Source organism: Brevibacillus sp. JNUCC-41 (genome assembly GCF_014844095.1).
In the GTDB taxonomy this organism is placed as follows: Bacteria; Bacillota; Bacilli; order Bacillales; family DSM-1321; genus Peribacillus; species Peribacillus aracenensis.
The window spans coordinates 777,964-800,268 of record NZ_CP062163.1 but is presented as its reverse complement, the minus strand read 5'-3'; the positions used below and the strand labels follow the sequence as shown (position 1 = coordinate 800,268).

At 42.2% G+C, this 22,305-nt stretch carries 22 protein-coding genes and 1 pseudogene; 17 read left to right on the top strand and 6 right to left on the bottom strand.

The window, feature by feature from the left end:
• Nucleotides 1-576: 576 nt before the first annotated feature.
• The 5 genes from JNUCC41_RS03955 (at nt 577) to JNUCC41_RS03935 (ending at nt 5,712) form a co-directional block, all read left to right on the top strand.
• Nucleotides 577-2,382 (top strand): LytS/YhcK type 5TM receptor domain-containing protein, encoded by a 1,806-nt coding sequence (locus JNUCC41_RS03955; RefSeq protein ID WP_353618329.1) that lies wholly within the window; start codon nt 577-579, stop codon nt 2,380-2,382.
• The gene (locus JNUCC41_RS03950) at nt 2,354-3,100 is read left to right on the top strand and encodes a LytR/AlgR family response regulator transcription factor (protein WP_192206474.1); all 747 of its coding nucleotides are present in this window, start codon (nt 2,354-2,356) and stop codon (nt 3,098-3,100) included. Before JNUCC41_RS03955 ends, JNUCC41_RS03950 begins: the two co-directional genes overlap by 29 nt.
• Before the next feature lie 141 nt (nt 3,101-3,241).
• On the top strand, nt 3,242-5,035 hold the full coding sequence (cstA, locus tag JNUCC41_RS03945; RefSeq protein WP_192206473.1) for a carbon starvation protein CstA: 1,794 nt from the start codon (nt 3,242-3,244) through the stop codon (nt 5,033-5,035).
• A gap of 155 nt (nt 5,036-5,190) precedes the next feature.
• A complete protein-coding gene (locus tag JNUCC41_RS03940) occupies nt 5,191-5,346 on the top strand; it encodes a DUF1540 domain-containing protein (protein WP_192206472.1) in 156 nt (51 codons plus the stop codon).
• Between the two features lie 183 nt (nt 5,347-5,529).
• Nucleotides 5,530-5,712: a hypothetical protein gene (locus JNUCC41_RS03935; RefSeq protein ID WP_192206471.1), complete on the top strand. Its 183-nt coding sequence runs from the start codon at nt 5,530-5,532 to the stop codon at nt 5,710-5,712.
• On the opposite strand, the gene JNUCC41_RS03930 is transcribed toward JNUCC41_RS03935, so the two are convergent.
• Both JNUCC41_RS03930 and JNUCC41_RS03925 read right to left on the bottom strand, forming a co-directional pair.
• A complete protein-coding gene (locus tag JNUCC41_RS03930) occupies nt 5,695-6,333 on the bottom strand; it encodes an O-methyltransferase (RefSeq protein ID WP_192206470.1) in 639 nt (212 codons plus the stop codon). The genes JNUCC41_RS03935 and JNUCC41_RS03930 overlap by 18 nt on opposite strands.
• On the bottom strand, nt 6,320-6,655 hold the full coding sequence (locus JNUCC41_RS03925; protein WP_192206469.1) for a hypothetical protein: 336 nt from the start codon (nt 6,653-6,655) through the stop codon (nt 6,320-6,322). The genes JNUCC41_RS03930 and JNUCC41_RS03925 overlap by 14 nt, the downstream gene beginning before the upstream one ends.
• Before the next feature lie 204 nt (nt 6,656-6,859).
• On the opposite strand from JNUCC41_RS03925, the gene JNUCC41_RS03920 reads away from it, so the two are divergent.
• Complete coding sequence (locus tag JNUCC41_RS03920; protein WP_192206468.1) at nt 6,860-7,420, top strand: TetR/AcrR family transcriptional regulator; 561 nt, start codon at nt 6,860-6,862, stop codon at nt 7,418-7,420.
• Between the two features lie 36 nt (nt 7,421-7,456).
• A complete protein-coding gene (locus tag JNUCC41_RS03915; protein WP_192208028.1) occupies nt 7,457-8,812 on the top strand; it encodes a DHA2 family efflux MFS transporter permease subunit in 1,356 nt (451 codons plus the stop codon).
• Nucleotides 8,813-8,857: 45 nt separating this feature from the next.
• Here the strand turns inward: JNUCC41_RS03915 and JNUCC41_RS03910 are convergent, their stop codons facing one another.
• Together JNUCC41_RS03910 and JNUCC41_RS03905 are read right to left on the bottom strand one after the other, a co-directional pair.
• Complete coding sequence (locus tag JNUCC41_RS03910; RefSeq protein ID WP_192206467.1) at nt 8,858-9,298, bottom strand: MarR family winged helix-turn-helix transcriptional regulator; 441 nt, start codon at nt 9,296-9,298, stop codon at nt 8,858-8,860.
• A 133-nt stretch (nt 9,299-9,431) separates the two neighbouring features.
• On the bottom strand, nt 9,432-10,523 hold the full coding sequence (locus JNUCC41_RS03905) for a low temperature requirement protein A (RefSeq protein ID WP_192206466.1): 1,092 nt from the start codon (nt 10,521-10,523) through the stop codon (nt 9,432-9,434).
• Between the two features lie 227 nt (nt 10,524-10,750).
• Between JNUCC41_RS03905 and JNUCC41_RS03900 the strand changes: the two genes are divergently transcribed.
• From JNUCC41_RS03900 to JNUCC41_RS03865, 8 genes are all read left to right on the top strand, one after another.
• The gene (locus JNUCC41_RS03900) at nt 10,751-11,311 is read left to right on the top strand and encodes an NADPH-dependent FMN reductase (protein ID WP_192206465.1); all 561 of its coding nucleotides are present in this window, start codon (nt 10,751-10,753) and stop codon (nt 11,309-11,311) included.
• Between the two features lie 176 nt (nt 11,312-11,487).
• Nucleotides 11,488-12,126: an isochorismate family cysteine hydrolase YcaC gene (gene ycaC, locus JNUCC41_RS03895; protein ID WP_076372250.1), complete on the top strand. Its 639-nt coding sequence runs from the start codon at nt 11,488-11,490 to the stop codon at nt 12,124-12,126.
• Between the two features lie 570 nt (nt 12,127-12,696).
• Entirely contained in the window at nt 12,697-14,763 is a 2,067-nt protein-coding gene (locus JNUCC41_RS03890) for a BglG family transcription antiterminator (RefSeq protein WP_192206464.1), read from the top strand.
• Nucleotides 14,760-15,026 (top strand): PTS sugar transporter subunit IIB, encoded by a 267-nt coding sequence (locus JNUCC41_RS03885; RefSeq protein ID WP_192206463.1) that lies wholly within the window; start codon nt 14,760-14,762, stop codon nt 15,024-15,026. Before JNUCC41_RS03890 ends, JNUCC41_RS03885 begins: the two co-directional genes overlap by 4 nt.
• Before the next feature lie 17 nt (nt 15,027-15,043).
• Nucleotides 15,044-15,310 carry a PTS sugar transporter subunit IIB gene (locus tag JNUCC41_RS03880; RefSeq protein ID WP_192206462.1) on the top strand — a complete coding sequence of 89 codons (267 nt, stop codon included), beginning with the start codon at nt 15,044-15,046 and terminating at the stop codon, nt 15,308-15,310.
• Nucleotides 15,311-15,340: 30 nt separating this feature from the next.
• Nucleotides 15,341-16,609 carry a PTS ascorbate transporter subunit IIC gene (locus JNUCC41_RS03875; protein ID WP_192206461.1) on the top strand — a complete coding sequence of 423 codons (1,269 nt, stop codon included), beginning with the start codon at nt 15,341-15,343 and terminating at the stop codon, nt 16,607-16,609.
• A 118-nt stretch (nt 16,610-16,727) separates the two neighbouring features.
• Nucleotides 16,728-17,573 (top strand): HAD family hydrolase, encoded by an 846-nt coding sequence (locus JNUCC41_RS03870; protein ID WP_192206460.1) that lies wholly within the window; start codon nt 16,728-16,730, stop codon nt 17,571-17,573.
• A gap of 390 nt (nt 17,574-17,963) precedes the next feature.
• Nucleotides 17,964-18,446 carry a hypothetical protein gene (locus tag JNUCC41_RS03865; RefSeq protein ID WP_192206459.1) on the top strand — a complete coding sequence of 161 codons (483 nt, stop codon included), beginning with the start codon at nt 17,964-17,966 and terminating at the stop codon, nt 18,444-18,446.
• Nucleotides 18,447-18,890: 444 nt separating this feature from the next.
• On the opposite strand, the pseudogene JNUCC41_RS03860 reads toward JNUCC41_RS03865, so the two are convergent.
• Both JNUCC41_RS03860 and JNUCC41_RS03855 read right to left on the bottom strand, forming a co-directional pair.
• Nucleotides 18,891-19,067: pseudogene (locus JNUCC41_RS03860) on the bottom strand (IS1595-like element ISSpps1 family transposase); the annotation flags it as partial.
• Nucleotides 19,068-19,310: 243 nt separating this feature from the next.
• Entirely contained in the window at nt 19,311-19,649 is a 339-nt protein-coding gene (locus JNUCC41_RS03855; protein WP_192206458.1) for a YmaF family protein, read from the bottom strand.
• Between the two features lie 207 nt (nt 19,650-19,856).
• Between JNUCC41_RS03855 and JNUCC41_RS03850 the strand changes: the two genes are divergently transcribed.
• The gene (locus JNUCC41_RS03850) at nt 19,857-20,834 is read left to right on the top strand and encodes a zinc-dependent alcohol dehydrogenase family protein (RefSeq protein ID WP_192206457.1); all 978 of its coding nucleotides are present in this window, start codon (nt 19,857-19,859) and stop codon (nt 20,832-20,834) included.
• Between the two features lie 160 nt (nt 20,835-20,994).
• Nucleotides 20,995-22,305, top strand: coding sequence for an amidohydrolase family protein (locus tag JNUCC41_RS03845; RefSeq protein WP_192206456.1), 1,311 nt, complete (start codon nt 20,995-20,997; stop codon nt 22,303-22,305).

Here is a 22,305-nt window from a genome sequence, read left to right as displayed (position 1 = left end):
CTTCAAACCGTTTATTTATATAATTACGAACTGCAGAAACATTTATATGCAGATTATCAGCTATTTCTTTATCCCCGAAGATTTGATTTTTAGTTTTTACAAGGGTATTTTGCAAGGCTGTTTTCGCATACTTTGTTGCTATTCACCAAGTAATGCGGTGTGGTTGATTTCCCCTCCAATGCTCGCTTTCCGCGGGGCGGGCGGTGAGCCTGTGGGGTCTCACCTGTCCCGCTGCTCCCGCAGGAGTCTCGCACTTCCGCTCCAATCAACCTTAAATCGTTTCGTTTTAAAAACAACAATCTTTACGAAAAAAGCCTTTTGCAATAACATAAAACTAATGCACAGAGTCTGTCAGGAACTTCGAAAACCTTGATAAATATCTACATGAGGGTGTTGATACTTAAAAAAGCCTTGGTATTCATAGGCTTTTTTTTGAATGATCAAACCGGGATTGAACGAACCACTGTAAATGGAGGTTCCTCTGTTGTTTCCATGTTCTTGGATTATCGGTGTAAAAACAAAATTCGACAAGGATTTCATCGCTGGTGTAAGATGAATGAAAAAGCCAGAAATGGGGTGAATGTTTTGGTTGGTTTATTACCGTCGCTGTTTGAAAAAGTGGGAATCATCGTAATCGCCGCATTCCTGCTTTCCTATATGAAACCGTTTCGGCAAATGATAGGCCATGAACATGATTTGTCCAAGAAAATCATGTTTATTGCACTTTTTGGGACGTTCGGCATCATAAGTAACTATACAGGGATCGAAATCGGGAATCATGCCATGCCGGAGTGGGATTGGTCTGGGAATTGGCATGCTGAGATTGCTCCCGAGAACGCGATTGCCAACACAAGGATTATGGGCGTGGCTATCGGCGGTTTGCTGGGAGGACCCTTTGTTGGATTGGGAGTAGGTTTGATTGCGGGCATTCACCGTTATTTTCTCGGGGGTTTTACGGCGGGGGCATGTGCGATCGCTGCGATTTTGGCTGGGGTTTTATCGGGTTTTTTGGGGAAAAGGCGCCGAAAGCATGGGACGATCACCCCTTGGTTCGCCCTTCCCATTTGCATGGCATTGGAAGCGATCCAAATGGGCATCATCCTGATGACAGCCAAACCATTTGAAAGGGCGTGGGAGCTCGTACAAGTAATCGGACTTCCCATGATCATCATAAACGGGTTCGGGACTTTACTGTTCATGCTCATCATTCAGTCGATCACGAGGGACGAGGCACGGACGCGGGCTGTACAAACCAATCTTGCGTTCCTGATTGCGGATCAGACTTTGCCCTATTTCCGGCAAGGTCTGAATCAAACATCATGCAAGAGAATAGCCGAAATCATCTTGGGGCTGACTGAAGCCGACGCCGTGGCCATTACCAATGAACATAGCGTACTTGCCCATGTGGGTGCTGCATCCGATCACCATGTCCCAAAGGTGGGAATAGCGACAGGCTTAACGAAAAAGGCCCTTGAACAAGGGGAAATCATCGTGGCCAAAACAAAAAAGGACATTTATTGTTTCCATGATCAATGCCCATTGGAGGCGGCCGTGGTCCTGCCGTTGCAGGTCCAACAGAAAACGGTCGGGACTTTAAAGATGTATTTCAAGCATCCAAATAAATTAAGCCAAGTGGAACAAGAGTTAGCTGAAGGGTTGGCAAAACTATTTTCCACTCAATTGGAACTCGCTAAAGCGGAAATGCAAACGAAATTATTGAAGGATGCTGAAATTAAGGCCTTACAGGCACAGGTACATCCTCATTTTTTATTCAATGCAATTAATACGATATCCGTTCTATGCCGGACGGATGTCGAGAAGGCAAGAAATTTATTGCAGGAGCTCAGTGCCTTCTTTCGTTCTAATTTACAAGGGGCCCGACAAATTCTTGTGCCGCTGGAAAAGGAATTGGAGCATGTTAACGCTTATTTATCCTTGGAGCAGGCGCGTTTTCCAGATAAATATCATATCGACTACCGCATTGAGCCAAGGCTTAAGGAAGTTCTCATCCCTCCATTCACGTTACAGCCGCTAGTTGAGAATGCGGTACACCATGCATTTCCACCTGTGAAAGGCAAAGGTGAAATCATCATTCACGCATACTTTAAAGACCATTCATTGCAAATTGTTGTGGAAGATAACGGAAAAGGGATTTCGTGCGGGAGAATAGATGAGTTGGGTAAGCATGCTGTAGAATCGACTAAGGGTACAGGAACGGCCCTTCATAATATCAGTGAACGGCTGGAAGGGATCTATAAAGGACAGGCCAGCCTCTCGATTGCAAGTGAACCGGGGCACGGAGCACAAGTGAAAATATCAATACCACTCAACGAAAAAGGAGCATATGTCAACGATGATGAAAGCATTTATCGTAGAGGATGAATCACTGGCAAGAGACGAATTGAAATATCTATTGAAGAGAAGCAGGCAAGTTGAAGTCTTGGGTGAGGCCGAGGGGATGGAAGATGCCATGAGGGAAATCTCCCGCCTTAAACCCGAACTTGTCTTTTTGGACATTGAGCTTGCAGAAGGCAATGGCTTGCATTTGGCTAAGCAATTGGCGGAACTTGACCCTGCACCTTCGCTCATTTTTGCGACCGCTTATGATGAGTTTGCCCTCCAAGCTTTCGAGTTATATGCCTTTGATTATCTATTAAAGCCATTTAATGAAAAAAGGATTCGGCAAACATTGGATAAGCTCATGAAGCAGCGGCAAATCGAGAAAGGTGAATCCAGGACAGCACCTCCGGCCAGCCATACGGCGGTGGAACAGACTGGTAAATTGGCTGTATCGATAGATGATCGGATCGTTTTGATCGACCGGGATCATATTTTGTTCATAGGACTCGTGGAAGGAAAGACGATCATTAAAACCGAAGAAAATGAATATAAAATCGGTGAGCCCCTCATCGTGCTTGAAAGGAAGCTCGATAAGCGCTCATTTATACGGGTGCATCGCGGTTTTATCGTGAATGTCATCCATATATCTGAAATACAGCCTTGGTTCAACTCGACTTATAATCTCATTATGAGTGACGGATCGAACATTCCGGTAAGCCGCACATATGTGAAGGAGCTAAGGCAGCTTATCGGTTTTTAAAAATTTTCATAATTCTGCATTTTATCTTCTTCATAATGCAGTCCATCCCCCGATATCTGCATTATAACTTGAAAACCCATTGAAGCCGCTTTCATTGTGATATCATCATTTTACGATGTAAGAAATAGAGGGGGTTCAAATATGAATGCGGTTACAATTGTCATAGGCTCCATTTGTATATTAATGATTGCCTACCGTTTATACGGGACATTCATAGCACTTAAAGTATTAAAACTCGATGATTCGAAGCCGACTCCGGCCCATAAATTAGAAGATGGAAAAGATTATGTTCCAACAAATAAATGGGTGGCATTCGGCCACCATTTTGCAGCCATCGCAGCGGCCGGTCCATTGGTGGGTCCGATCCTTGCTGCACAATTCGGTTATTTGCCAAGTTTATTATGGCTATTAATCGGGGCTGTAATCGGGGGAGCCGTCCATGATGCCGTCGTGCTTTTCGCGTCGATGCGGAAAGACGGCAAATCCCTTTCAGAAGTTGCGAAAGAGGAACTTGGACCTGTAGCAGGTTTCTGTACAGGACTCGCGATGCTTTTTATCATTACGATCACGATGGCAGGACTATCAATGGTCGTGCTGCATGCTTTGGAAAATAATCCATGGGGGACGTTTGCAGTCGGGATCACCATTCCCATCGCCATGGGAGTAGGGCTTTACCATAAAAAAACCGGCAATCTGAAAGGTGCGACCATCGTCGGGTTTGCGCTTATCATGGCCGCGATTTTACTTGGCCCGAACATTCAAGGAACGGCACTTGGTGACTTATTGACACTTGAGGCAAGCACACTTGCCATCATCTTGCCGATCTATGCTTTCTTCGCTGCCGCATTGCCTGTTTGGCTGCTGCTGGCACCACGTGATTACTTGAGTACATTTATGAAAATCGGTGTTTTTGCCGCATTGATTATCGGCGTTTTCGTGGTGAATCCAGAAATCCAGTTTCCTGCGTTTACCGAATTCATTAATGGCGGGGGCCCGATTGTAGCCGGACCCGTTTGGCCATTCATTTCAATAACGATCGCCTGTGGGGCGATTTCAGGATTCCATGCATTTGTCGGATCGGGCACAACCCCAAAAATGTTAAACCGTTGGAGTGATATCAAATCCGTCGGTTTCGGAGCGATGCTTGTGGAATGTGTCGTTGCCATCATGGCACTGATTGCTGCGGTCTCGCTGCAGCCAGGAGATTATTTTGCGATTAACTCTTCACCTGAAGTATTTCAAACATTAGGTATGGAAACCGTGCACCTTAACGAACTTAGTGAAGAAATCGGCATTAATCTGGAAGGACGTACAGGCGGCGCAGTTACACTTGCTGTCGGCATGACCTATATTTTTACCGAAATTCCCTTCTTTGACAAACTGGCTTCGTTTTTCTTCCAATTCGTCATCATGTTCGAGGCGGTGTTCATACTAACCGCAATCGATTCAGGGACACGTGTTGCCCGTTACTTAATCCAGGACTTCTTCGGAGAGTTCTATAAACCATTAAAAAGGGTCGACTGGCTGCCGGGTAACATCTTCGCCAGCGCGTTAGCCTGCTTTATATGGGGATACCTGCTTTACTCTGGGGACATTAGTTCGATCTGGGCACTCTTTGGCGTATCCAACCAGCTCATGGCCTCGATTGGACTCATCATCGGTGCGACCGTCGTATTGAAAATTGCAGACAAACGCTGGTATATGTGGACATGCCTCGTACCCCTTGCCTACTTATATGTAACGGTTAATGTAGCAGGGTATTGGATGGTCAGAAACGTATACCTGAACCCGGACTCTGCAGGATTCAGCATCTTGAACGGAATTTTATCGATCACCATGTTAATCCTGGGCTTGATCATTCTGGTTGCCGCCTTGAAAAAATGGCGTGAACTTTGGAAAATCCCGCAAGCAGAACTACTGAAAAGAACAGCATGAGCATAAAAAAATCCGGGTGAAACTGCCCGGATTTTTGTTCGTTACGAGTGTTAGAAAAATGCCCGCAATTTCGTTTGCCTTAACAAAAACCTGAAAAAGGAAAGTATCAATAATCTCAACTTTGTTAATGATAGCAAATGAGGAGGTGTGATAAGATGGCAAAAGATGTTCTATGTGAAGTGAATAATTGTAAATATTGGGATTCTGGAAACAAATGCAGTGCAGATGCTATTTATGTTGTCAGCCATAAAGGGAATCAAGCAACAAATAGCAAAGAAACGGATTGCAAAACATTTGATCCAGAAATTTAAATCATGAGGGTAACCATCAACTGGTTACCCTTCTTTCTTTTTATTATTGATAATAAAAATCATTTTCATTCAAGATTATAAAAATTCATTTCATTTTTCTTCATGAAAAGGATATTTAGGCGATAAATACGAGAGTTTGGGCGATAGTTCGCAACTTTACTCGTGAATTTAGCTGTTTTACTCGTGAGATTGAACAATTTACTCGTGAATATAGCTATTTTACTCGTGAGATTGAGCAATTTACTCGTGAATTCGCCATTTACTCGTGAATATAGCTATTTTACTCGTGAATTTGGCTGTTTTACTCGTGAATTCGCCATTTACTTGATTAGCCCATTACTCGTGAGATTAAGCACTTACCTTTGAAAGAGTCAGCCCATCACCGATCGGAATGAGCACGGATTCCAGTTGAGGGTGTTTGGCGACCGTTTCATTGAATGCCTTCATGAATGCAGTGTGACGTTCAGGTACAGCATCCGGATATGCGACACTGCCCCTCGCAAGTACGTTATCCATGACGATCAAAGCACCAGGTTCCGCCAGCTTAATGCAATATTGCAGGTAATTTTCATAATTGTCCTTGTCGGCATCTATAAAGAAAAAATCAAATTTCTTGTTATCCTGAACGAGTTTTTCAAGGCTTTGCAGAGCTGCTCCGGTCATATATGATACTTGATCGCCAAAGCCGGCTTTGGATAGATTGCCATAAGCTAACTTTGCGTAATCCTCCTTTAATTCAAGGGAGGTTAATGTTCCTTCGCTGCCGAATCCCTTGGCAAGGCAAATCCCGCTATAGCCCCCAAGAGCCCCTATTTCCAAAACATTTTTAGCCCCTGAAATGGATACAAGCATTGTAAGAAGTTTCCCGGATGAGGGGGATACCGATATGGACGGCATTCCGTTTTCTTGTATGGACGTAATGACTTCTTCCAATAGGGGATCTTTTGTATAAAATACTGAATCGATATAACTGTTAATTTGTTTCATTCATTTCCAATCCTTTCTCATCATTATTGGAAGTTTCTCTTTCTTCACTTTTCTTATCGGCTGTTTCATTTTCTTGTATTTCAAATAATTGAATGAATTCGTTAATTAACATATCAATGGCCTTCAATTCACCGACTAAGATTTGATTAATGGATTGAAACTCTGGTTTATCTAACTGTTCCTTAATGGTTGAACGTTTAATATTCATCATTTCTAAAAAAGCAATGGCCCTTACGCGGCGAAATGTTTTTGGTCCACGATGGTGTGAGCCGTGGTCTTTTCCTTTGTAATGGCCTTCTTTTTTGAGTTTTTCATTTCTCATGTTAAAACCCCCTTTTGTGTATACACATGTATACAAAGTGTCAACTGATAATAGAATAGAAAAATTTAAAATACCGTTTATAAAAATTTTGTCTAAATTGTGAATTCGTTATTTAGAGAGGCAAAAAAAGTACTTACATCCAAAGAAATTTTTTTGTTATAGTTACAAATAGACCGGTTGGTATGGTGGGGGTGTGCTACGGAAATGGATACAAAATCGTTGATAATCGAGAATGCGACGATTCTTTTCCAGCAAAAAGGATATAAAGGTGTTGGACTAAGCGAAATCTTAAAAGTATGTAATGTTACGAAAGGTTCGCTTTATCACCATTTCCCTAATGGAAAAGAGGAATTATTAATCGCTTGCCTTCATTCCTTGAATGAAGTAATTACGACGGATATCGTGGATATTTTTGAACGGTATCCGACAACGTTAGAAGCTACAAAATACATGATTGAAAAGTTAATCGTCCATTTAGAAAGGGAAGGGACGATTACGGGTTACACATTTAGCAGCATGGTAAGTGAAATGGCCACATTAAGTGATCCTGTACGAAAGGCTTGCGCCGAACTTTATGTGAAAATTCAAGGGATTTATTTTAATAAGCTTATGGAAGATGGATTTTCAAAAGAGTTAGCTTCCAATATTGCATTGATGATGACAGCCTCCATCGAAGGGGCAATGATGCTTTGTTTGGCCGAAACATCGGCAAAGCCGCTAAAAGTAATTTCGCAAATGTTACCCAATATATTGAAGGAGTTTTAACAAGTGGATAATAAAAATATTAAAACAGCACCGATAATGGCTGCCCTTTTGGTAGCAGGCTTTGTTGGGCTATTTAGTGAAACCGCATTGAACATCGCCTTAGGTGAATTGAGCCATATTTTTGGCGTGGATGCGACGACTATACAGTGGCTTGCAACAGGCTACTTTTTAACGCTTGGTATTTTAGTGCCAGTAACAGGAATTTTAATGCAAAAATTCACTACACGCCAAAAGTTCATGGCGTCTTTATTTTTTTCGATCATCGGAACGGTCATCGCTGCAGTAGCACCGGTTTTTAGTGTGTTATTGACGGCCCGTGTCATTCAGGCAGCTGGACTGGCGATCATTTTGCCATTGACGCAAAATGTCATTTTCACGATTTTCCCACCTAATAAACGCGGCGGGGCAATGGGTGTGATGGGCTTAGTCATCTTGGCGGGTCCAGCATTCGGTCCTACATTGGCAGGAATGATTTTAGATACGTTATCATGGCATTGGATATTCTGGTTTACGATTCCATTCTTGCTATTCTCGCTTATCTTCGGCTATCTCTATATTCCGAATGTCAATGAAACTCGACAAGTATCAATCGATATCTTATCAGTTGTGTTATCGACGATTGGCTTTGGTGGGATTGTATACGGTGTAAGTGTAGGCGGGGATCATGGTTGGGCGAGCATGACGGTAATTGGCACGATCATCGTTGGATTGATTGCCCTAATTCTCTTTGCAATCCGTCAGACAAAGATGGATAACCCGATGTTGAATTTAAAAGCATTCAAATACCCAATATTTGTGCTAGGTCTTGCGATGAACATGATTACATTCCTCAACATGTTATCGATGCTGGTCGTTTTACCGATGTATATGCAAATGGCGTTATCGGTTTCTGCGTTCGCCACGGGGCTGATCATGCTGCCAGGAAGTCTATTAAACTGCGTTTTTGCTCCGATAATCGGCAGACTGTTTGATAAATATGGGCCTCGTGCCGTAATCACACCAGGAACGATTCTGGTTGTCATTGGCTACGGGCTATATGCAATGTATGGAACAGAAACAGCACTATGGATCATGGTTGTTACGCATATCGTGATGATGCTTGGCATTGGCATGGTACTCGCTTCAGTACAAACGAATACTTTGAATGCATTGCCAAAACAATTCTATCCGGATGGCATCGCGATTACGCAAACATCACAGCAAGTATCAGGGGCAATTGGGATAGCGGTCATGGTTTCGCTATTCTCTGCGAAGCAAAATGGCTACTTGACAGATGTGGCAAATGATTTACCAGCAGCAGCTGCCTCCGGTTCATCACTTGTATTTAAAATCAGTTTGATTTTCGCCATCGTGAATGTAGTGCTTTCACTGTTCATGAAAAAACCGAAGTAACAAAGGTAAAAAAAACAGATCACCATTCAAACGGGTGATCTGTTTTCACTTTTGAACTTTACTAAGTAAGTCCAAAAGCTGTTGTTTTTCCGTCTCATTCAAGTTGGCAAACTGTGATGCTTGAAAATGTTCTTGTTTTGGAACAACTTCATGAAAAAATTCTTTTCCTTCCTCTGTCAATGAAAGATATTTTGTTTTCCATTCCTGTTCCCGTTTAATCAATCCCAACTCTTCCATTTTCCTTAATAGTTGAGTGATATTGCCTTTTGTCACAAAAAGCTTGTTTGCCAGTTCTTGCTGAGACAATCGTTCATGTGTACCCACTTGAACCAGGATATCGAATTGGGCTGCCGATAGATTCCATTTCTTTAAATGTTGATTGGATTCCCGGATGCTCTGGTTATATATTCGTGTTATTCGGAACCATAACATTAAACCTAGTCGCTCCTCATTAGATGCAGAGGGATTCGTTGTGTTTTCTTTCATGAATGTCACCTCATTCTTTCTTCGTCACAATCAGCTTATGAATAAACCAATAGGGTGTCAAATGCAAAAACTTCCATCCTTGAATCAAAGAAACCAGTATGATCAATTGATACTGGTTTCTTTGATTCCTTCATTATGTAGTCGTTAGTTTAGCAAAGATGATAAAGAACAGTGTTAATTCGCCTATTATCACAATATTCGGTACCCCGACAAACAAATTAAAAATAAAAAAGATAGCTAAAATCCCTAAAAATAATCCTAAATGATAGATTTGCAACCGCTGGTGCTTATGTCTATATTGATGGAAAACAAAAGTGGTTGACATGAAATAGAGCAAAACGGAACCGAAAACAAAATATAGGATAAATGAATAATGGACCTCTTGTAAAAACAATAATCTGATGGCTGCTGCAATCATGCTTATGGACATTAAAATAAACAGATGGCCGTAAATGATGATTTGGCCGGAAGATTGTACAGACTTGTCGACCTTTTTCTCCATGTTATCGAAATATTGCCACCACATAGCTATTATCAGGGCAAATGAAATGATGGAAAAGGCTATCGAATCCCAATTTCCTTGTTTAGGCTGAATGACCGCAAGAGTGCTCACAAGAGCTTCCCCAAAAAGAATGATGGTAAATAGGCCAAAGCGCTCCAACAAGTGGGCCGTATTTGTAGGGACCTTTTCTAAGCACTTTCTTCCAAGGATTGGGATGATGATATCGATCAGGATGCCCAAATACAGCACAGCATATCGAAGCCAGGAATCAAAAAGGACGGAGAACAATGAAATGGCAATTCCAATCCAAAAATACCTTCCCAAAAAGAGTGCTGCCTTTTTTCGAACTCCCTCTTCTATCCGCTGTACAACAAGGTATTGGATGGCAGTCACGGCTCTTAAGCCAATATAACCAATTAAAAAAGAAAGATAATAAGGATCAAAATCAACAGATAAGCTTGATGTCATAATGAGGACAAAGAACATTTGCAATATCAAAAATAGCCGTTGATGAAATACATCTTTGCCAAACCGGTTAATAAATATGGTTTGCCCTACCCAAGCCCACCAAATAGGAATAAAAATCAACACGAACTTAAATAAATATTCTGGATGGATATATCCATCTTCAACATGCAGTAAAACATGCGTGGCACCCGCAACGGCCGCCACAAATAATAAATCATAAAAGAGCTCTAACCATGTAACTTTCTTTTCATCCATTTCCGTACTCCTCCCAATCGCCTTATAGATTATAGTATGTTGTAAATATTCAGAAAATGGAAGAGGGACTTTTGTGATGCAATGTAGAGTTCATGATCATTTTTAGGAAGTTCTTTTTACCCAGCAATTATGTTTTGCCAAATTTAGTGATTAGGAATAACGTCACTTTTTTGACTTTGGTATATTATGGTACTATAGGAGATGATTTCAAACAAGGAGGGAAGTAGATGACTAGAACCATCGGCCTTATTTGCGGCAGTTTACGGGAAAATTCTTATAATCGAATCATTGCTCAATCATTGACAGATATGGTTGATTCTTATCAATTTCGCTGGATCGAAATTCATGATCTTCCGTTGTTTAACGAAGACTTGGAGATAACTGGCATTCCAGAAACGGTGACATCATTTAAATCCGCCATTCAGGACGTTGACGGTATCATTATCGTAAGCCCAGAGTACAATTCTGGAATACCTGGCGTATTAAAAAATGCATTGGACTGGGCATCAAGACCTCGGGAGTCCGCTGTTCTTACCAATAAACCAGTTGGCCTGATCGGAGCTACTCCTGGGGGAATGGGCACTGCATTTGCTCAAATGCAAATCAGGCAAATACTGGAGGCCATGCAAGTTCATGTTCTTCCATTTCAAAAAATGCTGATATCGCAAGTACATAAAAAGATTGATTCTGATCAGAAAGTGCTTACTGATGAACAAACAAAACGTTATCTCGAGCGTTATTTACACCAATTCATTCATTGGATCGATCACACTCCAGTTCTAGATTAATTAGCCATAATCAATGAATCTATTATATATATAATTGACAGGCAATAAGTTTATAGATAAACTTATAAATAACAGTCAGTTAAGTTATAAACTGATTGCAACCAACGAAGGGGTTGGGGGAATTACCCTACATATGAACTTTCTTCGATAGCTTTAATAAAAGGAGGACTTTAAAAATGTCTGATCTCTATTCTCGTATTTCCAAAGATGATGCTGCCGTTCTGCTAGTGGATCATCAAACCGGTCTTATTTCAGGGCTAGTGCGTGATTATGGTGTTGATGAATTCAAGAACAATGTTATGGCTCTTGCCAACACCGCCAAGTTTTTTGATTTGCCAGTCATTTTAACAACGAGCTTTGAAAACGGACCGAACGGACCGCTCATGCAAGAATTGGAAGAACTCTTTCCTCACGCACCAAAAATAGCTAGGCCTGGACAAATCAACGCATGGGATAATGAAGATTTTGTTAAAGCAATCGAAGAAACCGGCAAAAAACAACTAATCATCGCGGGCGTTGTTACGGATGTCTGCGTTGCTTTCCCGGCACTTTCCGCTTTGAACGCTGGTTATGAAGTATTCGCTGTCACTGATGCTTCTGGAACAGTCAGCAAACAGGTAGCTGATGCGGCTTTAGCGCGTATGGCCCATGGCGGTGTGCAGCTTATGAACTGGTTTAGCGTAGCGTGCGAATTACAACGTGATTGGCGCAACGATGTCGAAGGTTTTGGTGCTTTACTTTCCAGCCAGCTTCCAGGTTATCAAAATATAATCGGTAGCTATAGGGGAGCTCAGCGTGATTTCAGCAAGATATAAAGAATGAAGGAAGGGACATTTGTCCCTTCTCAGACTGTAGGCAAACTTGATGAAAATCGAGTTTGCCTACAGTTTTTTTATGATTAGTAGAATTTTGTCCTTTCCAGGCACTCGCTTTCCACGGGTGGTCAGGGAGGCTTTGTTTTAAAACTTGGATGGGAATGGACTATGATTTTAAAACAAGATTCCTTAATGGTTTTTGACTGTTTTATGAAACCCTCAATGGATTTCTGAAATCAACTCCGAACGTTTTTTGAGGGTTTGTAAAATATGCCATTTTGATTGGCTGAAGATTGCGTATTCCTAATTCCATCGCCAAAGTTTAGCCCCTTTAAAACGGCTCATCATTCCAAACCCTCAGTTACACCCCGCCCCCAGACTTCACTATCATGCATTCCAATCTGCCTCGAATTTTATTGTAAATCGCTTACGAAATAAAAAGATGCGGTATTGTGCACAATTGTTTGAAGAGTATATTATTGTGCAGTACCTATGACAACTTTCGGACTTAGAAACGCTACATTTTTAATAAGAAGTGAGATATCGTAGAAGCAGGGAGAGGGATTGAGAATGTTTTTAGATGAAAGAAGCGCCAATTTACTAAAACTATTACAGCATTCGCCCATTTCAAAAATGAAAGAACTTGAAGCCCAAACAGGTCTGACGAGAAGGCAAATCCAATATGGTCTGAGCAAAGCGAATGACTGGCTCCAATTTCATGGATATCAACCGATTCAATATAATCGTGAAATGGGCTACTCCTTTTCTGAAACGATCAGGGATGAAGAATTGAATGTAAAACTGACAAAACGCAATTATATATTTTCAGAGACAGATAGGGAAAAAGTTTTTTACCTCATGATCCTGTTAAGCCGAGAAGAATTGTCCGTCTATCATTTCCAGGCGATCACCGGGCTTTCACGTAATACGGTGTTGAAGGATTTAAAAAGACTTAAAGAGAAAAACAGGGACATATCGCTCAAAATCCAGTATTCCAAACAAGATGGCTATGTGGTGATTGGGGAAACCCGAGTAAAGAGATATATCATTGAACGTCTCGTGCATGATGTACTGAACAGTCCCAATAGTGAGTTGATCATGGAATGCATATGGGGAAATCATGAAAAGCAAATCAGTCCGATCCGGTTTCAGCTTGAAAGGATTGAACGTAAATTGGGCATCACCTTTACGGATGAACGGCTTCATGAACTGAGCTATTTATTTCTATGTACAGATCAGCTCATAGGAAAAGGGGAAGAATTACAGGCAGACCAGAGCTGGGCGCCGTTTGTTGCGACGGAAGAATACAAAATGGTTGAGGGAATGACCAGAACGAATGCCTTTCGATCAGTATGGAGCGAAACGGAAAACTTATACGCAACCTTACATTTATTGAGCATGAATCGAACGAAGGATATTTCGCCTCTTAAGGATGATGAAGCCATTCAACATCTTTTGCAGGAAATCGTGGCAGAGTTCGAGAGGCTGGCATTTGTTCACTTGAAAGACAAAGAACAGCTATTCCAACAATTATACGTTCATTTCAAACCGGCATATCATCGCCTGCGGTATGGTCTCCCGCAAATGAACCCGATGACGGGACGGGTGCAGAAGGTCTATCCTGAATTGCATCATTTGACAAAAAAATCCCTGTGGGTGCTGGAGAAAGAAATTGGCTGTCCGGTATCGGAAGAGGAAGTCGCATACTTCACCGTCTATTTTGGCGGATGGCTGCGCAGGCAAGGGACGACATTGGATGATCGAAAACGGGCAATTGTCGTATGCCCGAATGGCATTGGCATCAGCAATATCCTCATTTATACATTGAGGGAATTATTTCCGGATATATTGTTCCTGGACGTTCTGTCCGTTAGAAAAGCGGCTGAATACCCACTGTCGTACGATCTTGTTTTTTCAACGGTGCATATGAGAACAAAAGCGGCATTATTCGTTGTACCGCCCATTTTGGAAATCCAGGACAAACATACATTGCGCCAGCAGGTCATGCAGGAATTGTATGGATATACGACGGAAAGTGTGGATGTTGCAGCTTTATTAAAGATCATATCCAAGTATGCAACCATCCATGAACAGGATCAGCTTGAAAAGGCTTTGAAGTCGAATGTGTATACCCATACACCAAAAATAACCCAATTTTCTTTAAAGGAGGCAGAGAAGCCTGTGTTAGAAGAACTGCTCAATATGCAAACGATTCAATTACAGCGGCATGTTTCCGATTGGAAAGAAGGCATTCAAGTCGCGGCCAAGCCTCTCGTGGACTTAGGAACCGTAGAGGAACGGTATGTGGATGCCATGATCGAGGCGATAGAAACGAATGGACCATATGTAGTGATAACGCCAGGAGTGGCGATTCCCCATGCACGTCCGGAGCAGGGGGTCAGGTCTTTATCCATGAGTTTGCTGAAATTGGATGAAGCCGTGGACTTTGCGCCGGATAAACCGGTACGCCTGATAATCATTTTGGCGGCCGTGGATAACGATTCGCACCTGCGGGCATTGATCCAGCTCACTCAATTATTGAATGAACCAGCCAATATAGAAGAAATTTTAAGCACTTCAGATAAATCGGTCCTTATGGAGTACGTTCATAAATATTCGAAGGAGGAAGCGGAATGAAAATCATGGTAGTATGCGGAAACGGATTGGGAAGCAGCTTCATCATGGAGATGAATGTGAAGAAAGCATTGACGGAAATGGGTAAGACAGCCGAGGTGGATCATACGGATCTGGCATCCGCAAAAACGGTTAAGGCTGATATTTACCTGGGAGCGGCGGATATTGTCGGTCAGCTGGATGATGGAACCCGGACGATCGTCACACTGGAGAACATGATGAGCATCCCTGAAATCAAATCTAAATTGGAAAAGCATGTAGGATAAAAAAAGGAGAGATTGATATGAAGAAAATCATGGTAGTATGCGGAAATGGATTGGGAAGCAGCTTCATCATGGAGATGAATGTGAAGAAAGCATTGACGGAAATGGGTAAGACAGCCGAGGTGGATCATACGGATCTGGCATCCGCAAAAACGGTTAAGGCTGATATTTACCTGGGAGCGGCGGATATTGTCGGTCAGCTGGATGATGGAACCCGGACGATCGTCACACTGGAAAACATGATGAGCATTCCTGAAATCACATCGAAATTGGCTTCACATCTATAAGAAGTAAACATAAGAAGAGGGGGAGAGGCAATGCTGGAACTTATCATGAATGACATCTTGGGTACACCTTCCATACTTGTGGGGCTGTTTGCCCTCATCGGCCTGGTGTTACAGCGGAAATCCAGTGCGGATGTTGTATCTGGAACGCTAAAAACCGTCATGGGCTTCATTATCATTGGAGCGGGGGCGGCAGTGCTCATTGGTGCCCTTGATATATTCAGTAAAATGTTCGATCATGCATTCAATGTACAAGGCGTCATACCGAATAACGAAGCCATTGTCGCAGCCGCCCAAAGTGATTTTGGGACTTCGACTGCACTAATCATGGTTTTTGGTATGGTTGTCAATGTTTTGCTGGCTCGTTTCACGCCATTTAAATATATATTCTTAACGGGACACCATACCTTATTCATGGCTTGTTTACTTGCAGTCACGCTTTCGGTCGGCGGGCTCAATGGATTTCCGCTTATCTTGGTCGGTTCCATTCTATTGGGAGTATGCATGGTGATGTTCCCAGCCCTCCTTCAGCCATACGTACGGAAGATTACCGGAAGCGATGATTTTGCCATCGGACATTTCGGGACAATCGGATATTTTGTATCCGCGACTGTTGGAAAATGGTTTGGAAATAAGGAAAAAACGACAGAGCAAATCAAGGTTCCAAAATCTTTAGGATTCCTGAGGGACACATCAGTCGCTGTATCGCTTACAATGACGATGTTCTTCGTGATCGTCGCATTATTTGCCGGACAGAACTATATTGAAACGGAATTATCCGGCGGTTCGAACTTCATCGTATTCTCTTTCATCCAGGCGATAACATTCGCTGCAGGAGTCTATATCATCCTTGCAGGGGTACGGATGTTAATTGCTGAAATCGTCCCTGCATTCAAAGGGATAGCCGATAAAGTCGCGCCGAATACAAAACCTGCATTGGACTGTCCGACCATTTTTCCATTCGCTCCAAATGCAGTGATCATCGGGTTCCTATTCAGTTTCTTGGCTGGACTATTATCCATGTTCCTCCTACCGGCACTTGGATTGAAAGTAATCGTTCCAGGGCTCGTACCGCATTTCTTCACCGGAGCTGCAGCAGGAGTATTCGGAAATGCCACAGGAGGCAGACGCGGAGCGATGCTTGGATCCTTTGCCAACGGGCTCATCATTAGTTTCCTGCCGGCAATACTCCTGGTCTTCTTGGGGGATGTAGGGTTCGAAGGTACCACATTCGGTGATTCGGACTTTGGTGTGGTCGGTCTCTTGATCCTAAGCGTCATGAAGCTTTTAGGATTATCCTAAACTGTTATACTGATAAGTAAAGAAACAAAAATAAATGAATGAAACCAACAGCCTAAGATCTTTATAGATAATGGGCTGTTGGCATTTTCATATCATTCGGATTCTTGAGGTGATTTGCATGACCAACAAAGCGATTGTGCTAGATTTGGATGGCACGACATTGAACGAAAGAAACACTGTGAACGAGACGCTGGAACAATACATAGGTGAACTTCGGAAAAGAGGTAAGCTGATTTTCATTGCAACAGGAAGGACGCTTGAAGAAATGAGGGACGTTTTGCCATCCGGTATGGAAGCCGATGGAGTGGTGACTGCCAATGGAATGTCCGTATTCATCGGAAAGAAGCAGATAGCCGAACACGCCCTGCCGCTGGATCTTGTGGAAGAATTGGTAGCCAAAGCAGGAGCGGAAGAGATTTTTTACGAAGTTCATCCGAACGATGGAACACGGATGGCATTACTTAAAGATAAAGACTATATGGTTAAACAAGGTTTGATGCCAAAGCCTGAGACAGTCGATGAAAATGAATGGCTATCAAGAAAGGATGCAGTGGAAGACAAAATAAGATGGTCAGAACAACTGGATATAAGCAGCGTAGCCAAAATCTACTTCTTCAGCAATGAAATGAATACGATTCGAAAATGGAAAGCGGAGTTGGGGAAAATCAAGCAGTACAATGCCTTTACCACAGCTTCCTCCACCCATCATAATGTAGAAGTGACCGTGGAAGGCATCACAAAAGCAACAGGCGTTCAACTGCTGCTGAAGCATTTCCAGCTAGCACCGGAAAATATCCTGGCAGTAGGCGATGGCGAAAATGACCTCCCGCTATTTAAACTCGCCGGGCATTGCGTTGCCATGAAAAACGCCGCGGACCTGGTCAAAGAACAAGCCGATGAAGTGACGGAGCATTCATATCGAGAAGACGGACTGTATCGCTTTTTAAAGGGAATGTTTCACTAAGATATCCTGGAAGGCAAAAGATGATCCAATTATGTTTGTGGAATTTGAATGTTGATTGGAAGGCAAGGAGGGCAGACCTTAATGGGTTTGCTCTTTTTTTACTTTTTAGCTGTGTTAAAGGTAAAGCTTGATTAATGAAATAGACAATATAAAAACTTGAGATTGGGAATTTATGTTAAATTGAAAATGAGATTGTAAATTTCTACATAAACTAACGGGGCAGGTTAGTTTAATACAGACTTCGATTTTCACGAAAGACAAAAGGAATAAAATGGTATAGTCAAAGTGGAGGAATTTACAAAACCAAATCTTTAAGAGAGAAAACTATAGAAGGGGTAGATTTATAGCATTGTTTTTACTGTAATTATTATTGGTATAGGGGTTAGTAGTTTGTACGTACAGTACCCAATAAAGACGGATGCGGGGGATATTAAAAAGCATTTAGAGGGTTGGGAAAACTGGTTAGATACGTCGCATACGATAGAGGTTATATCATTTAAACAGTTAGGTGAAACCGGTACATATCTTGCTTCTTATAAGCTGGATAACTCCCCAGCTATAGCAAAGTTACAGAAAGGTATAAACAGTCGGTTAAAGATTGTGCGGTCGAGTTCTGGAACCGGCGAGGTACGTTATGATTATGTTGCGACGGATGATGGGGTTTATGTAGCCCTGTATGGCGTGAATCCGAATGAGAAGATATCAATGATAGAAGTAGATTTGCAAACGGCAGATTACAGTTATCGTGTAGATGTGCCTAAAGGAGATTACTTTACGGTGGTAGATTTGCTACCTCCTACTATTAAAAGTCCTGTAGCGGTATCTTTTACGGCGTATGATAAAAACGGTAAGCAGATAAATTTGGGTGAATAAATATTTGGAGAGACAGTATACCGGCTCTCTTTTTCTAAAGAAGACAATAAAGTTATTTAATTTATTATAAAGTTGTTTATTTCTTATTCGACCAACTGTTGATTTGGGAAGGCTATTTTCGTAAAGATTGTTGTTTTTAAAAATAAACTATTTAGGGTTGATTGGAGCGCAAGTGCGAGACTCCTGCGGGAGAAGCGGGACAGGTGAGACCCCACAGGCGTTTACGCCGAGGAGGCTCACCGCCCGCCCCGCGGAAAGCGAGCATCTGGAGGGGAAATCAACCACACCGCTTTACTTGGTAAATAGCAACAAAATATGCGAAAACAACCTTTGGGAAAAAGTGGATAATAAAAATGAGCTTGGAGATACATTTCCAAGCTCATTTTTTATGTAACCCATTGATGAATATGTGTGATTTCCTATTAGAGATACTTTGCAATTTTTAAAAGGGATGCTTCTGTGTCTTAATGTATCTGGGGTTTCCCACGTTCCGAGAACACTTGATAAAATAAATATCAGCCTTTTCTTGCTTAAATCACTTTCCATTTTCCTACTAACAAGGAAATGAAACCAGACTGAATTGAGCTGTAAATACTTCGTAGAAACGCCATTAAATCGACTAAATATGGTTGCTTTTTTAAAGTTGAATTTCAAGCCCTGGACGAATCAGTACGTCCATTTCCTTCACGAAGCAATAAAATGCATGCAGGTTGCCTTAATGGACAAAATGATCTTTATTCACAAAATTTTATTAATATTGACGGTATCAATCAGTGAGATGCATTTAGAGTCAGACGATCGGAGGCAAAAAAGCATCAGGGGGATTTCACATCCCCCCTGATGTTTTTTGTTTATCCATTTATCCTATTTATTCCCTGGAGCAGGGTGGTCGACCCCTTTAATTCTATGGCTATGCCCATCTTCTTCCGTTGTGTAAAAATCGTAATAGTGAACGTGCATTCCATTTCCAACCGGAATGGGTGGTCCCGAATAAGCCTTATAATAATGGGTATGTCCATCCTCAAATAACACATATCCTTCAGTATAATGAATATGTTCTCCCTCTTGTGATGGAATTGGCGGGGAAGTTACATCTAAACATTGATGGACATGGCCGTCCGCTACGGAAGTATAATCAACAGATCCATGATTATGATGTGGTACGAACCCAGATACAAAATCATCTTTTCCTACTTTATTCACTCTCTCCACCCCTTGTATTAACAAACATTTTATAAACCATATGCTTGGAAAAATAAGAAGATTCTTAACGTCAAATTTATATAAAGAGGATTAACATGTGAAAAACCACAATACATGTATCCAGAGTTAAAAGCGTTTTAAGTGCCAGGTGGGATCAGTTTAAATGATAAAATAGAAAGACTAATGAATTGAAGGAGGCTTATCATCTTGGAAGCCAAATGTGTTAAATTCTATGAGTTCGGGAATCCGCAAAAGGTTTTAAAAGTTGAAAATAAATGTATTCAAAAACCTTTCGAAGGGGAGGTCCTCGTTCGGATGACTACAAGTCCCATTAACCCGTCTGATTTGCTGCCCATTCGCGGTGCATATTCCCACCGAATTCCCTTGCCTTCCATACCCGGTTATGAAGGGGTCGGCATTGTAGAAGAGGTGGGTCCTTCAGTTTCGAACGAGCTGATAGGCAAGCGTGTTCTGCCTTTGCGCGGTGAAGGGACCTGGCAGGAGTATGTTAAAACATCTGCGGATCTGGCCATCGTCATTCCCGATTCGATCGAGGATCATATTGCAGCACAATTATATATAAATCCGATAACCGCATGGCTAATCTGTACAGAAGTATTGGCATTGAAACCGGATGATGTATTACTTGTAAATGCTTGCGGATCTTCCATTGGCCGTATCTTTGCCCAGTTATCTAAGATACTTGGATTTAAGCTGGTTGCTGTAACGAGAAACAGTAAGTATACGGAGGAACTGCTTAAACTTGGTGCTTCATATGTGATCGATACGTCGCAATCATCCTTGCATGATGAAGTGATGGAATGGACGAATGGGCGCGGAGCGAAAGCGGCCATAGATTCAGTGGGCGGCATCGATGGTTCAGAGCTAGCTTTTTGTGTTCGGCCTAATGGCATCTTATTAACGATCGGCCTTTTATCAGGACAGTCTGTAAATTGGGCGGAAATTTCACAAAGGACAAAAGTGGATGTTAAAATGTTTCATCTTCGGCATTGGAATCAGCAGGCTTCCGTACAAACTTGGCATGAAACGTTTAACCTTTTGATAGGTTTCATTAATGATAAAAGATTGAAGTTCATGATGCCGGCTTCCTACTACAGCCTTCAAGATGTGCAAGAAGCCATTCAAGTCGCTAGCAATGGAGGGAAGATTTTCTTAAACAACTGATTTCGCATGAGTCATGCATCTTGGAGCTCTTCCAATAGGTTCCTAAGGTAAATGGAAATGGCCCCTGATAATATGAAATTACTTGATTACCTGTAAGGTGCTAGTTTAGAATGCGGAATAGAACATGTTGCTACATGATACGACTTTGGAGGAACTACTTATGAAAACAATATATGTGAATGCTACATTTTTTACTATGGACAAGGAAAATCAAATCTTTGAAAATGGCATGATGATTGTACAAGATGATACCATATCCTACGTCGGCCAGCATGATGAACAACAATTGGCTGATGCAGATCAAGTGGTTAACCTTGGCGGGAAATGGATCATGCCAGGCCTTGTGAATGCCCATTCGCATATTGTAATGACCCTTTTACGCGGTATCGGGGACGATATGCTGCTGAAGCCATGGCTTGAAACGAAAATATGGCCGCTTGAAAGCCAGTTTACAACGGAAATCGCTTCTGTAAGCACTCAGCTTGGCATTATGGAAATGATGAAATCAGGAACCACGACATTTTCGGATATGTTTAATCCTAATGGAATAGATGCAGGTGCTGTCATGGAGACGCTAGGCGAAACAGGAATGCGCGGAGCCTTCTCCTACACGATCTTCAGCTTGGGTACCGAAAAAGACCAAAAAGCGAACCTCATGGGGGCAGAGATGTTTTCAAAAAACTATAAAACGTTTGCCGATGGCCGCCTGACTACCATGGTCGCACCACATAGCCCATATGCCTGCACACCTGAAGCGATCATGGAAAGTGCACGGATTGCAAAAGAGAATGATTTGATGGTGCACATCCACGTATCGGAAACGGACTTTGAAATCCTCGACATCGAAAAACGTTACGGATCCCGTCCTGTCGAGCACCTTCGCCGTCTAGGTCTGTTCGACCAGCCTACCGTAATGGCACACGGTGTGGTTCTTAATGACGAAGAGCGGGCGATACTAAAACAGCATGATGTTCGCGTTGCCCACAATCCAATCAGTAACCTGAAGCTCGGATCTGGAATTGCCGATGTCGTCAGCCTTCTTGATGCAGGCATTAAAGTGGGAGTGGCAACTGATGGCGTCGCCTCCAATAACAACTTCGATATGTTTGAGGAAATGAGGACAGCTGCATTATTGCAAAAAGGAATCTATAAGGATGCCACTAAATTCCCTGCCCAAACAGCACTCGCCATGGCCACAAGAATGGGCGCAGAAGCGATAGGCATGAGCCATACAGGATCACTGGAAGCTGGTAAAAAAGCAGATTTCATCACCATTTACCCATATGACAAAGAACATCTGCAGCCGCTGAGTGAAGCCTATTCGCACCTGCTCTATGCAGCACGCGGAAATGATGTATGTGATGTGTACATCGATGGCAAAATGGTCGTGAAAGAAAGGCACTGCTTAACGATCGATGAAGAAAAAGTAATCGCCGAAACGAATCGCCTGCAAGGTACACTATCACGTTAA